The sequence below is a fragment of the Cupriavidus necator genome (assembly GCF_040578825.1).
Lineage (GTDB): Bacteria > Pseudomonadota > Gammaproteobacteria > Burkholderiales > Burkholderiaceae > Cupriavidus > Cupriavidus necator_E.
The window spans coordinates 28,960-41,892 of record NZ_JBEFLI010000002.1 but is presented as its reverse complement, the minus strand read 5'-3'; the positions used below and the strand labels follow the sequence as shown (position 1 = coordinate 41,892).

Below are 12,933 nucleotides of genomic sequence, written 5' to 3'. Positions count from 1 at the left end.
TGCAACGCCTTATGCATCGTTGCGCCGTGCGATCAGCCGCAGATCCTCGCCGATCTGCCGGATCTCGTGCCAGCGGAACTGCGCGGCGTCCTGCAGCCGCGCCAGCGGCGGCAGGTTGAACATGCCCTGGGCATCGCCCAGCAGCTTGGGCGCCAGGTAGATCAGCAGCTCGTCGGCGCAGTGCTCGCGCACCAGCGAGCCGTTGAGCTTGTTGCCGGCCTCGACGTGCAATTCATTGATGCCGCGCCGGCCCAGCTCTTCCAGCATCTTGCGCAGCTCGACCTTGCCATGCGGGTTCGGCAGTACCACCACTTCGGCGCCGCGCGCTTCCAGCGCGCGCCGGCGCTCGCGCTCTTCCACCGCGCAGAACACCAGCACCGGCTTGGCGAATTCGCCGGAGTCGGGCGTCAGTATCTGCGCGTCGAGGGGCACCTCCAGGCGCGAGTCCACCAGCACCCGTTGTGGCTGGCGCGGCGTGGCAATGGCGCGCACCGTCAACGCCGGATTATCGTCGCGCACCGTGCCGATGCCGGTCAGGATCGCGCAGGCCCGTGCCCGCCAGGCATGGCCGTCGTCGCGCGCGGCCTTGCCGGTGATCCACTGGCTGGTGCCGTCATGCAGCGCGGTGCCGCCGTCCATCGACGCCGCCACCTTGACCCGCACCCACGGCAGCCCGCGCGTCATGCGCGAGACGAAGCCGATATTCAGGTCGCGCGCCTCTTTTTCCAGCAGGCCGCAGCGCACATCGATGCCGGCATCGCGCAACCGCTGCAGGCCGCGCCCGGATACCGACGGGTTGGGATCTTCCATCGCCGCCACCACGCGCGCCACACCCGCACGCGCCAGCGCCTCGGCGCATGGCGGCGTGCGCCCGAAATGGCTGCACGGCTCCAGCGTGACATAGGCGGTCGCGCCAGCGGGATCCAGTCCGCGCGACAGCGCGTCCTTCAACGCCTGGATCTCGGCATGGTCCTGGCCGGCCGGCTGGGTGAAGCCCTGGCCGATGACCTGGCCACCTTTAACCAGTACGCAGCCGACGCGCGGATTGGGCGTAGTGGTGAACATGCCCCGCGCGGCGAGCGCGAGGGCCTGTTGCATGGCGGCGTGGTCGGTATCGGAAAACATTGCGCCTGTAGCTCTTGGCCGGTTTGCTGTCGATCGGAGAGTGTCTTTCCAGGGTTATGGGGCTCACTGCGGCTTAAGGAGGCTGCAAATCCGGGCCGTCCGTGGCATCGCAATCGATGTCGCGCCCCGGCGTGCAGAGCCGGATGCGCCCTTGTGCGCCAAGACGGACCTGGCGCTGCGCGCCGCGACAACTGAGCGAGAAGGTGGCGGCCTGGAAGCCGCCTTGCTCCGACCGTGAGTATCCCACAGCTGTGAAGCGCACCGCTTGGCTGCTGTGCCCGGTCTGCCTGAGCGTAACCCGCAGGCAAGGCGCGACGGGCTCGACTACGGACAGCGCGGACATGGCCGCGCCGCCTCCGTTACCGACCACCAGCTGCCAGCCCTGATCGAGATCTTGCCGACCGTGCAGCGGCTGAAGCGCCACTTCGAGGCGCCGGGACATCGCCGTGGCGCGCGCCAGCGCCAGCGAGGCCGCCAGCCGGTCGGCGGCCTGGTCGACGGTCTGGCGCGCGAGCAGGCCGGTGAAGGACGGCCAGGCGGCCGCGGCCAGCACGGCGAGGATGGCCAGGCATGCCAGCAGCTCGGCCAGGGTCACGCCGCGGCAACGAGGAAGGCCACGGGGCGCCATGTCAGCACTCCGCCGGCAGCCGCCGGGGCAGCGCTTCCCCGTGCGGCTGGGACAGCCATTGGCCGGTGCTGCGCAGGATCAGCACACCGCAGCGCGGGTCATCGAAGCGCGGCACGGCCCGCAGCTCGACGCAGGCATCGAGGCTCGCCTCGGCGCAAGGGCCGGCCCAGACGGCATGGCGGGCACGCCCCGTGGGCGGCACCAGCCGCGGCCAGTCCCCCGCCACCGTGTCGCCGCCGGCCTGCGTGGCGAAGCTCATGCTGCTCACGGCATGCCGTTCCAGCTCGAGCAGGGCGGAGGTCAGTTCCGCCCGTGCCTGGGCGCGCCAGCCGCGCATCATATGTTCGGACCAGGCCGGCACGGCCAGGGATGCGAGGATGCCGAGCACAACGACCGTGACCATCAGTTCGGTCAGCGAGAAGCCGCACATCGGGTAGTGCCGGTTCATGGGGCGGCCTCCCTGACCGGCCCGATCAGTTCCCGCCAGGCGATGCGGCCGGTGCGCCGGCTTGCGATGGCCTGCGCGAGGCGCATGGCGGCGGCGTCGTCGACTGACCACAGCGCCAGGGTGTAGGCTTCGCGGCCAGGGGTGCCGGCCTGTGGCGCGCGGGTGGCCAGGGCATCACGGGTCAGCGCCGGCTCGGATCCCGCCTCGATGACCTGCCCGGTGGCGTAGTGAAGCATGGGCGCGCCGTCGCCGCTACGGCCGGCCGATTCCCCGGTCGCCGCCAGCACCAGGTAGGCGCGTTGCCGGCCATCGGGCAGGCGCGTCAGGACATACAGGTAACCCGGTGCGGCGGTGCTGACCTCTTCGACTTGTTCGCCGTCACCCGGCAGCACAAGATGCCAACCCGCGGCGAGGGTGGCGCCATCCTGGCCGGACATGGCGCGCAGGACAAAGCCGTCTCCCTGCGGATAAGCGTCGATGCGCAGCGGCGCGCCTGCCGTCCCCAGGCGGTCGGGCACCGCCGCGACTTCGTTGCCCGCCCCGAACACGACTACCGGCTGCGCGGGCCCGCCGAGCAGCACCGGCGGCCCGGGCGCTGCGACGCGTGCGCCGCCACGCAAGCGATGTACACAGGAGGCTGGGGGAGGAGCCGACTGCCGCACGACGTCGCGCAGGTCGAAGCGCCACAACTGGCCGGCGTCGTCGGTAGCATAGGCGGCCAACGCGGTGCCGCTGATATCCGCCGATATCGTGACGCCGCGCAGGCCCGCCGTTACTGGCGTTCCGTCGCAGCCGCGTTCGGGCACGCGCAAGACGCGAGGAGCCCAGTTGTCCTGCCACGGCGCGCTGGCGGGTTTGTCCAACGCCAGTAGTGCCAGCCCCGCACGTGGTCCCGGAGCGCCGGCAGCGCCGTCCTGCGGCTCCAGCATGGCAACCGCATGCCAGCGCAGTGCGGGGCCATCGCGCAGTGCCGCCGCCCGTACCGGGCCCCTGCCGGAAAGGGGCAACGCCGGCGTGGCGGCGATCTCCCACAGCAGTTTTAGCGGCTGCGGCATGGACGGATCGGTGATATCGAGTGCGAACACGCCCGACGTACCGTCGGCATCGGCACGGAAGCCGCATAACAACACCGTGCGCCATTCGCCCGCCACGACGGCGTCCGTGCTTTCCGGACGCGGACAAGGATTCGGCGCGATCTTCGCCTCGGGGCTGGTCATGGCGGCGGCATGGGGCAACAAGGTGCGCGGCAGGTAGGCGGCGCGTTCCTCGCCGGTGATGGCATCGAAGCCGTGCAGCAGGCCATCGACGGTGCCGATCCACGCCATATGTGGCCGCCGGCGGTAGCGATCGCGGAAGGGCGTATGTCCGGGCTGGCCGGGCACCCACACCGGCGGCGCCACCACCAGCACGCGTGCGCCACGCGCGCTGGCCATGCGGGTATCGCGTGGCCGCAGCCGCGGGTTGGTATTGTTTCCGCGCAGCCATGCCAGCTTCTCTGTGTCCAGCGCTTGCCGCGCGTCGTCGTCCAGTGCCTCCCACTGCAGGGGCACCAGCCGCTCCGGCTGTGATGAAGCGGGTTCGAGCGACGTAAAGATCCGGCGCGAAGCGGGCTGACGGGCATCCAGCAAGAAGCCTGCCTCCCACAGGGCGTGATGCGCCTGACGGGCGTCGCCTTGCAGCGACACCTGCCAGTCGACCGCGCGCAGCCGTCCGGTCCAGGGGTGGGCGCCGGGCTGCATCAGGTAGGCAAGCGGCAGGCGCCCGGCAGTGCCATCGGCCGGTGCAGCCCCGCAGGCAATGCCCGCGAACAGTGCCAGCACACAGGCGAGCAGGAAGGCGGCGCGCGCGTTCAAGGCTGCAATATGCTCTGGACCACGGCACGCGTGGATGCAGCGCGACCAAAGCCAATGGCGGTGATGCGCAGCCGTGGAAATTCGCGATCGCCATTCGCGCCAGCGGGCGCATCGCCGAGCGGCTCCGCGACGTAGCGCGGCAGCACGGGCGCGACGGCGAGATCGCCAAGGTGGAGATCGAGGTCGCGCTGCAGCGCGGGCGGTGCCGCGCCGGTGAAGTGCCCCAGCGGCACGCCCAGTGCCGGCGCAGGCATGCCCGGTTGCAGCCATGGTTGCCAGACCGGCACCGCCGCGCCGGCGGTGTTGCACAAGCCGGCCTGCGCCCCACTGCCACATTCGCCCGCGGGCGGCCACTGTGCGAAGCGCTCGTGGTTGGCTGCCGCTGCGGCCAGCAATTCGGCCTCGGCGTCCGCCAGCGCAGCTTCTGCACCACGGAAGGCAATTTCGCGGTCGAGCTGCGCCATCGCCAGCTGCCGCCCCGTCAACAGCATCTGCAGCATTGCGGCGGCGGCCGCGGCCACCAGCAGCAGCATTGTCGCGGCGAACAGCATCGTCACGCCGCCGGCCTGGCGCAGGTGGGTTGACAGGGTTTCCCGTGCGGTCAGCATAGTGTCTCCTCGCAGCGCGGCGCGTTACGCAGCCTGACGGTGGTGGCAAAGACGCGCCTGGTAGCCCGTTGGGTATCGACGGCTGCGGCGCGCAGGTCGGCGAGCGCGTCGTCGCGGCCCGCGGCCGCCTCGAAGCCGGCGGTGGCTTGCGGTGGCCCGCGATGTTCGCCTTGCAGGGCGAGTGCGATCTGCACCGCCAGCACGCGATGCCAGGCCTGTTCCCCTAGCGCCTGGATCTGCGCCGCGGGCAGCAACGCGTCGGGTCGCTGGTCGCCGTCCGTGTCGATGGCGTAGCGCAATTGCAGCGTGGCCACGCCGCGGATCAGCGCGCCGGAGGTCCAGCCGTGGCCGCCGATCTGCCCGTTGCGCCGGGCCGGGTAGCGGCACAGCAGTTGCGGCTCGCCGTCCGTGCCGGTTGCCACGTAGATCAGGTTGTCGACGACAAAGCCATCCTGGCCGGCGGCGCCGGCAGCCTGCGCCGCCACCGGGTAGCCGCTGCAATCGACCATGGTGTGGTCAGGCTGGCTCGCGTCATGGGGCAGCCCATGGCCACTGAAGCGCACCAGCAGGGCATCGCTTTGCGCCACGCCGCGTCGGCCGCACGCCGGAACATTGCCCATGGCGGGCTGGCCGCAGTCGTCGGCGCCGCTGACGGCGGGCGGCGCGCTGGCGGCCAGTGCCTCCGGATGCCACCCTGCCTGCCGCAGCAGCGCGGTAAGAATCGCCAGCGCACGCTGTCCGCGCTCTTCGATCAGCACCCGTTCGACGGCACTGCGGTAGGCGGACAGCGCGGCCAGCCACGCGGCCGCGGCGACCGCTGCGACGATCAGGCCGAGGGCCAGTCCGACCATGGTTTCGGTCAGCGAGAAACCGGGGGAAGCTCGCCGCATCATGGCTGCAGCCACCCGCTCGTCTCGGCAAATTCCACCGCGGTGCGCGTGGCCTGAACCAGCCCTTCCTGCGCCCGCAGCCAGCCGAGTCCCGGCGGGCCCAGCGTGGCGAGCGCAGCGAGGCCGGTGCTGAACAGCGCGAGGCCGCACAGCGCTTCGAACAGGGCATAGGCGCGAGGGCGCGAAAGGGCGGCAGGAAGACGAACGGAAATCGGCATGGCGAACGGATGGCAAGCGGACCGCAATGGATCGGACCTCCAACGTATCCCCGCACGGACCGGCCATTTGTTGATGCCTGATATGAATCCGCGAAATTTGGTGAACGCCGGCCCGCGATCACCGCCTCCGGACGCCGGCAAATCAACGTTGTCAGTCGGCGACAAATGAGAATCATCTCCTTGCCAAGTGCTATTGACACCGCATAGCGAATTCCCCACTATTGCGGGGTATCGCGACAGCCAGAAATTGATCCACAGTTTCGCGGCTTGTGCCTGCCGGTCTCGTCAGGCCGACAAAATCAAAAGAACGCAGTCGGGTGTGGCAGCGGCGCGCCTCCGCAGAGAGGCGCCCGAAGCCAGAACGGTTTATTCCGGGGGTCTTCATGAGCAGGGTCATTCCAGAGTCGTTGCAGCACGGTTTGCCAGTCAGTCGGTTGCGCTGACATGGGCGGCCCAACTCGCACCCGCCGCGCCGGGTGTGAAGGGCGTTCGCCGTTGTTTGACCGCGGGCAGGATGCGGGCATCCGTGGCGTGCGTGCTTCACCGATGGCCGGCAAGCCTTCGCCGGGCTTCACGCTGATCGAACTGCTGGTCGTGGTGGCGCTGATCGCCATCACGGCGTCGATCGCCGTTCCTTCGTTCCAGAGCTTCCTCGAGCGCGCGCGCACCGATGCGGCCGCCGCGGAGGTGGCCGGCCTGCTGTCGCTGGCGCGCAGCGAAGCCATCCGCCGCAACGCGGCGGTAACGATCTGCCGCGCCACCACGGCCACCAGCACGATGTGCGCGCAGGATGCGCAGGCGGACTGGGGCGGACGCTGGATCCTGTTCCAGGACTCCGACAACGACCAGCTCCGCGCCGCGGGCGAAGAGATCATCCGCGTGCGCGATGCCGGCAACGCCGGCCTGGCGCTGTCGCTGGCGGCGCCGGTGCAGGCGATCCAGGTCACGTCGCGCGGCTTCCTGTCCGCCGATAACGCGCTCGCCTTCCGCGTCGTCGCGTCCGGTTCGGACAGCCTCGCGCGCAATATCTGCGTGTCGCATTCCGGGCGGGTCGCCCAGAGGACAGCCGAATGCGGCTGAGCCTGCGCCGAGGTCCGCGCCACCGTCCGCGCGAGTCGGGCTCCAGCCTGATCGAGGTGCTGATCACGATGCTGCTGGTCGCGGTCGTTCTGATCGGCATGATGTCGCTGCAGGCGGCGTCGCTGCGCTACCGCTCCGGCGCCAGCGTGCGCTACACCATCGTCGACGCCGCGACTGACCTGTCCGAGCGCATCCGCGCCAATACCTCCGGCTTGGCCGAAGGCGTGCCCGATGGGGCGAATGCCTACCTCGATGCGCTGGCCGTGCAGCCGCCCGCGGCACCGGCGCGGGACTGCGGCCGGGTCGCCTGCGACGGCGCGGAGTATGCCGCCTGGGACGTGTCGCAATGGTGGGCATCCCTGAACGCGCAACTGCCCGGTGCCGGGGTCGCCGCATGGACTTCGCCCGCCGTCGCAGCGCCAGCAGGCACCATTCCGGCCGGCTTTGTCAGCTACCGGCTCGAGCTCTACTGGAAAGACCCGGCCTCCACCGCCGCCGCAGTGGACTGCTCGCAGGCCGCGCTCAACTATTTCGCCACGCTGGCCGGGTTTGACGCCAGGGGAGTCACATGCGCTACCGTCACCCTCCGGCCCTGAGCCGCCGCCGCGCTACCCGCGGGCGCTCACTGGTCGAGATCATGATCGCGCTTGTGCTCAGCCTGTTGCTGCTGGGCGCGATCACCGCGTTCTACCTGACCACCCAACGCAGCACGCGCACGCAGGAAGGACTGCGCAGCATCGATGACGGCGCGCGCTGGGCGTTGTCGGTGATGGGCGACCAGTTGCGGCTGGCGGGGCTGGGGCGGGTCGACCTGTCGCTGCTGAGCGCGCGTCCGGTTACCTTCGATGGCGCGCCGGTGCAGGGCTGCGAGGGCGGCATGTCGGATATCAACACCGGTGCCTGCATTGCGGCGCCCGCCGCCGGTGCCGATGCCGTGACCGTGCGCTACCTGCGCCTCGACGGCTCGCAGTCGAGCATGACGGACTGCAACGGCCGCGCCATCCCGGTGGCGCGCGGCACGGCGGAGAACGCCTTCTACGTGGCCGGCACCACGCTGATGTGCCGCGGCTCGGATGGCGCCACGATGGCGGCGTCGCGCGCCGAGGCGATCCTCGATAACGTGCAGGACCTGCAGCTTACCTATGGCCTGGCACAGGATGCCGATTCGGCCAACGTGACCCAGTACCAGCCGGCCAGCGCGCTGGCGGCGGCGGACTGGACCCGCGTGGTCAGCGTGCGCGTGTGCCTGCTGGTGGTCGACCCCAGCCCGGTCAATGCCGACGTCGCCGCCAGCTACCGCGACTGCGCCGACAACCTGCAGAACATTGCCGACGGCCGCGTGCGGCGGCGCTTCACCAGCAGCTTCGCGCTGCGCAACCGGGTGGGCTGATTTGATGAGCAAGAACGCAACCCGCCGGAGGTACCCGGCAGTGCGGGCCCGGCGCCATGCACGCGGCGTGGTGCTGGTGGTGGCCCTGGTGATTATCGTGATCGTCTCGATGCTGACGGCCTGGAGCATGCGCGGCAGCCTGTTCGACGAACGCCTGGCCGGCAACAACCGCGACCACCAGGTGGCGTTCCAGGCGGCGGAGCTCGGGCTGCGCTTCTGCGAGGGCGTGGTCATCAGCGGGCAGCCGGCGGCGCTGTACAACCGCATGTACCGCAAGGACATGAGCGCCATCGCCAGCGCACAGGTGCCGCCGCGCGACAGCGCCGGCCAGCTCAAGCTCGGCTACCTCGACGCGAACGGCCGCCAGTTCTGGGAGGTGCCTGCCAACTGGGATACCAGCGTCAACGCCGAGCCCAATACCAGCGTCATCGTCATTCCCGCCAGCGACGGCGTGACGCTGCGCGAAGCCGCGGCGTCGCCGCGCTGCTTTATCGAAGAGATCCGCAAGCCGTCCAAGGTCAGAAATCCGCAAACCGGCATGCCGATCAATATCCACTACCGGGTCACCGCCCTCGGTACGGGCATCAACGCCGCGACCCAGGTCACGCTCCAGTCGGAGGTACGGCAATGACAGGCTTCAGCAGGGGATTGCGCCGGGCCGTCGCGGCCACGGTGGCATGCGCGGCGGCGATGCTGCCGGTGTCGGTGGGCCACGCCGCGGTGTCGCAGCAGCCGCTGATCTTCAGCACGTCGGTGGCGCCCAACGTGATGTTCACGCTGGATGACTCGGGCTCGATGATGTTCGAGATCACACCGGAGAGCCTGTCGCCGAACGGCACGGAAACAAGCTGGGACCTGACGCCGGACAACGGCAACTGGCTGCTCTATACCTATCCGTTGCCCCCCGGTGGCCGGGTCTATTCCACGGCTGGCAGCTATTACTCCGGAACCAGTGCCTCGGTAGTGAACTTCAGCAGCACATCGCTTGCCGCGGCCCGCTACCGCTCTGCGACGCTTAACGTCTCGTACTACAACCCCGACGTCACCTATCGCCCATGGTTCGATCCGGCCGGCAAGCTGGCCAATGCCAACCCGAAGCAGGCGTACTACAACCCGATGCTGCCGGACAACGGCTCGATCGACCTGACCGCCGACAAGACGGTTGAAGCCTACTGGCTCAACGACGACGGCAAGGGCTATTCCAGGAAGAAGGTGACTTTTTATCCCGCCCTCTACTATCGCTACGACGGGACGCTCAGCGGCTGCAACGGCACCACCTCGAGCCTGAAATGCTTCACGCGATACGAGGTCAAGAGCGGTCTTGCCTTCCCGCACAACGGCAAGCGTACTGACTGCGCGTCGTCGACGAGCTGCACCTATGCCGAGGAAATCCAGAACTTCGCCAACTGGTTCCAGTACTACCGCTCGCGTATTCTCGCGATGCGGGCGGCGGTGGGGCAGGCCTTCGCGGGGCAGAACGAGGCCATACGCGTCGGCTATACCACGATCAACGACAACACGCGCTCCGGGACGTCTTCGTACACCGGTATCCGCCGGCCGGTAGCGCCGTTCGACGGCACCAACAAGCCGCAGTTCTATCAGGACTTCTACAGCCTGGACATCAGTGCCAACGGCACGCCGCTGCTTGGCGGCATGGAGACGGTGGGAAAGTACTTCCAGAACAACGCGCAGCCGTGGACCGAGCCCGGAGCGACCAAAGAGAGCGCGTGCCGCGCCAGCTACCATATCCTGTCGACTGACGGCTACTACGGCGACAGCACGTCGGTCGGCGATGTCGACAGCAGCAACGGACCGAAGATATCGCCGGTGTCGGGTACGGCTTACCAGTACCGGCCGGTAACGCCGTACAAGGACGGCAACGCCAATACGCTCGCCGACGCGGCAATGAAATACTGGGTCAACGACCTGCGCACGACCGAGAACCGCGTGCCGACCAACGCCCGTGACGAAGCCTTCTGGCAGCACCTGGTCACGTTTACGCTGGGCCTTGGCGTCAAGGGATCGCTGGAGTCGGATCCAAACAACCAGCCCGGCGACCCCAATACATCGCGCAGCGACGTGCTCGATGCCATCCTTGCCAAGCTCAAGGCAGGCACCATTTCGTGGCCCAGGCCGTCGAGCGACCAGAACAAGATCGACGATCTCTGGCACGCCGCCGTCAATGCGCGCGGCGACAACTACAGCGCCGGCGATGCCACCGGCCTCGCCGAAGCGCTGAACAATGCGCTGACGCAGATCGCGTCGCGCAGCGGCTCATCGTCGTCGGCGGCGACCAACTCGACCACGTTGAACACCGACACCGCGCTGTTCCTGACGCGCTTCCGCTCCGGGGCGTGGACCGGCGAACTGCTGTCGCAAAGCTATAACGCCGCCGACCGCACCTTCTCGATCCAGAACTGGAACGCATACCAGAAGATGCCCGCCGCGGCATCGCGCAAGATCTATACGTGGTCGCCAGGCGGCACCGCGCCAGCCGGCAAGCCTTTCACCTGGGCCAGCGATACCGACACCGCGCTGTCCACCACGCAGAAGACAGCGCTGGGCGGCGACAAGGCCATCGTCGCCTACCTGCGCGGCGATACCAGGCTGGAAAAGCGCAATGGCGGCAAGTACCGCGACCGCGTGGCCGACAACGGCGCCGGCAGCTCCGTGTCCAACGTGCTGGGCGATATCGTCAACTCTTCGCCGATCTACGTGAAGGCGGCCGACGCCGGCTACGACTACCTGAACGCCGACGGCGGCAGCAGCTACTTCCGCTTCCTCGCCAACAACCGCAACAACCGCGCGCCGATGATCTATGTCGGCGCCAACGACGGCATGCTGCATGGCTTCGATGCGCTGACCGGCGTGGAGAAGTTCGCCTACCTGCCCAACCAGGCCATCGTCGGCACCAATTCGGTCAAGGCGCTGGCGTCGCCCGACTATGTCCACCGCTTCTTCGTCGATGCCACGCCCAGCGCCGGCGACGTTTTTATCCGCCGCGGCCCGGAAAGCACGGCCAGCTGGCGCACGGTGCTGGTCGGCGGCATGGGAGCGGGGGGCAAGGGCATGTTCGCGCTGGACGTGACCGACCCCGCCAGCTTCAATGAAGGCAAAGTCATGTGGGAGATCGCCGCCGATACCGAGACCGACCTGGGCTACACCATCGGCACCCCGGTGATCGGGCGCATCAACAGCGGCAAGTGGGTGGCGATCTTTGGCAACGGCTATGAGAGCAGCTCCGGCAAGGCGGTGCTCTATATCGTCGACCTGGCGAACCCGTTCTCCAGCGGCGGCATCCAGAAGATCTATGCCGACCCGAAGGAAACCTCGGCAAGCGGCAACGGCAACGGTCTTGGCAGCCCGGAGGTAGTCTATGACGACAACCTGACCATCCAGGCGGTCTATGCCGGCGACCTGAAGGGCCGCCTATGGAAGTTCGACCTGTCCGGCAACAACCCGTCAGCCTGGGCAGCACGCATGGGCACCACGCTGGGCGCGCCGCTGTTCACCGCGGTCAGCGCGTCTGGCGCTGCGCAGCCGATCACCGCGGCCCCGACTGCGCTGATCAATCCGAAGGATCCGCGCAAGGGCTTCCTGCTGACCTTCGGCACCGGCCGCTTCTATGATGCCACCGACACCGCCGCCACTGGCTACAACTCGGTCTATGGCGTGTGGGACAACAACGCCTCCCCTGCCACGCGCAGCAACCTGCGCGCGCAGACGCTGAGCGCGGGCTCGATGACGGTCGATGGCGTGCCGCGCACGGTCTACACGCTCAGCAGCAACGCGGTCGACTACACCACCCAGCGCGGCTGGTATATCGACCTGCTGGCACAGGGAGAGCGCGTCGTGGTCAAGCCCAAGGTCGATGCAGAGCGGCTGGTCATCACTACGCTGACGCCATCGACCGACGAGTGCGTCGGCGGCATCAGTTCCAACCTGTTCGACTTTGCCGCGCTGACCGGTTCGGCACTGCCATACCCGGTGCTCGACGTGAACGGCGACGGCAAGGTCGATGGCGACGACAGCCTGAAGACCAGCGACAAGGTGCTGGTGGTGTCGGGGCTCGCGCAGCAGGGTAACTTCGGCTCGACTATCTTCACCGGGGGTGGCGGCGGCGATCACCTGAAGGTCGCCAGCGCTACCACGGGCGACGTCATCACCGTGGTGGAAAAGGGCAATATCGCCCGCAACCGGCTGTCGTGGAGGCAGATATCGCAATGATAAACCGTATCCGCAGCGGCAAGGGCATGCGCGGCGTGACGCTCATTGAGCTGATGGTGGCGGTGGTGATCCTGGGCATCATCGCCTCGATCGCCATCCCCAACTACACCGAGTATGTACGGCGCGGCTACCGCACCGATGCGCGCGGCATGATGACGGAGGCGGCGCAGCAGCTCGAGCGCTTCCGCTCGGTCAACGGCCGCTATGACCAGACCCCCGCCGGCGTGGCGTTCGCGCTGCCGGCGGCACTGCGGACGTCACCGCGCGACAGCAACCGGGTGCGCTACAACATCTCGATCGTGGCCAATACGCTGACGGCGAACGGCTACTGGCTGCAGGCGGTGCCGGTGGATGCGGCGGACGCGTGCGGCATCTACCTGCTCGACCAGGCGGGCACGCGCCTGAACACGGTCGGGGCCAACCCAGCCGTGTCCCTGCAGAACTGCTGGGAGCGATAAGAGAGGGG

General features: G+C 68.5%; 13 protein-coding genes. 6 read left to right on the top strand and 7 right to left on the bottom strand.

Annotated features, from left to right (window positions below):
- Positions 1 to 9: 9 nt before the first annotated feature.
- The 7 genes from ribD to AB1I47_RS01510 form a co-directional block, all read right to left on the bottom strand.
- Entirely contained in the window at positions 10 to 1,125 is a 1,116-nt protein-coding gene (ribD, locus tag AB1I47_RS01540) for a bifunctional diaminohydroxyphosphoribosylaminopyrimidine deaminase/5-amino-6-(5-phosphoribosylamino)uracil reductase RibD (protein WP_354682021.1), read from the bottom strand.
- Between the two features lie 73 nt (positions 1,126 to 1,198).
- Positions 1,199 to 1,753 (bottom strand): GspH/FimT family pseudopilin, encoded by a 555-nt coding sequence (locus AB1I47_RS01535; protein ID WP_354682020.1) that lies wholly within the window; start codon positions 1,751 to 1,753, stop codon positions 1,199 to 1,201.
- 1 nt (position 1,754) lies between these two features.
- A complete protein-coding gene (locus tag AB1I47_RS01530; RefSeq protein WP_354682019.1) occupies positions 1,755 to 2,201 on the bottom strand; it encodes a type IV pilin protein in 447 nt (148 codons plus the stop codon).
- Positions 2,198 to 4,054: a pilus assembly protein gene (locus AB1I47_RS01525; protein WP_354682018.1), complete on the bottom strand. Its 1,857-nt coding sequence runs from the start codon at positions 4,052 to 4,054 to the stop codon at positions 2,198 to 2,200. The genes AB1I47_RS01530 and AB1I47_RS01525 overlap by 4 nt, the downstream gene beginning before the upstream one ends.
- Positions 4,051 to 4,662, bottom strand: coding sequence for a pilus assembly protein (locus AB1I47_RS01520; RefSeq protein ID WP_354682017.1), 612 nt, complete (start codon positions 4,660 to 4,662; stop codon positions 4,051 to 4,053). Before AB1I47_RS01520 ends, AB1I47_RS01525 begins: the two co-directional genes overlap by 4 nt.
- Positions 4,656 to 5,567: a PilW family protein gene (locus AB1I47_RS01515; RefSeq protein WP_354682016.1), complete on the bottom strand. Its 912-nt coding sequence runs from the start codon at positions 5,565 to 5,567 to the stop codon at positions 4,656 to 4,658. The genes AB1I47_RS01520 and AB1I47_RS01515 overlap by 7 nt, the downstream gene beginning before the upstream one ends.
- On the bottom strand, positions 5,552 to 5,770 hold the full coding sequence (locus tag AB1I47_RS01510; protein ID WP_354682015.1) for a hypothetical protein: 219 nt from the start codon (positions 5,768 to 5,770) through the stop codon (positions 5,552 to 5,554). The genes AB1I47_RS01515 and AB1I47_RS01510 overlap by 16 nt, the downstream gene beginning before the upstream one ends.
- Before the next feature lie 444 nt (positions 5,771 to 6,214).
- On the opposite strand from AB1I47_RS01510, the gene AB1I47_RS01505 reads away from it, so the two are divergent.
- Genes AB1I47_RS01505 through AB1I47_RS01480 form a run of 6 tightly spaced genes read left to right on the top strand, consistent with a single transcriptional unit; the run spans position 6,215 to position 12,925 of the window.
- Positions 6,215 to 6,850: a GspH/FimT family pseudopilin gene (locus AB1I47_RS01505; RefSeq protein WP_354682014.1), complete on the top strand. Its 636-nt coding sequence runs from the start codon at positions 6,215 to 6,217 to the stop codon at positions 6,848 to 6,850.
- Positions 6,841 to 7,446, top strand: coding sequence for a type IV pilus modification protein PilV (gene pilV / locus AB1I47_RS01500; RefSeq protein WP_354682013.1), 606 nt, complete (start codon positions 6,841 to 6,843; stop codon positions 7,444 to 7,446). Before AB1I47_RS01505 ends, pilV begins: the two co-directional genes overlap by 10 nt.
- A complete protein-coding gene (locus AB1I47_RS01495) occupies positions 7,419 to 8,240 on the top strand; it encodes a PilW family protein (protein ID WP_354682012.1) in 822 nt (273 codons plus the stop codon). Before pilV ends, AB1I47_RS01495 begins: the two co-directional genes overlap by 28 nt.
- 4 nt (positions 8,241 to 8,244) lie before the next feature.
- A complete protein-coding gene (locus AB1I47_RS01490; protein ID WP_354682011.1) occupies positions 8,245 to 8,871 on the top strand; it encodes a pilus assembly PilX family protein in 627 nt (208 codons plus the stop codon).
- Positions 8,868 to 12,467, top strand: a complete 3,600-nt coding sequence (locus AB1I47_RS01485) for a pilus assembly protein (protein ID WP_354682010.1) — start codon at positions 8,868 to 8,870, stop codon at positions 12,465 to 12,467. The genes AB1I47_RS01490 and AB1I47_RS01485 overlap by 4 nt, the downstream gene beginning before the upstream one ends.
- Entirely contained in the window at positions 12,464 to 12,925 is a 462-nt protein-coding gene (locus AB1I47_RS01480; protein WP_354682009.1) for a type IV pilin protein, read from the top strand. The genes AB1I47_RS01485 and AB1I47_RS01480 overlap by 4 nt, the downstream gene beginning before the upstream one ends.
- Positions 12,926 to 12,933 lie beyond the last annotated feature (8 nt).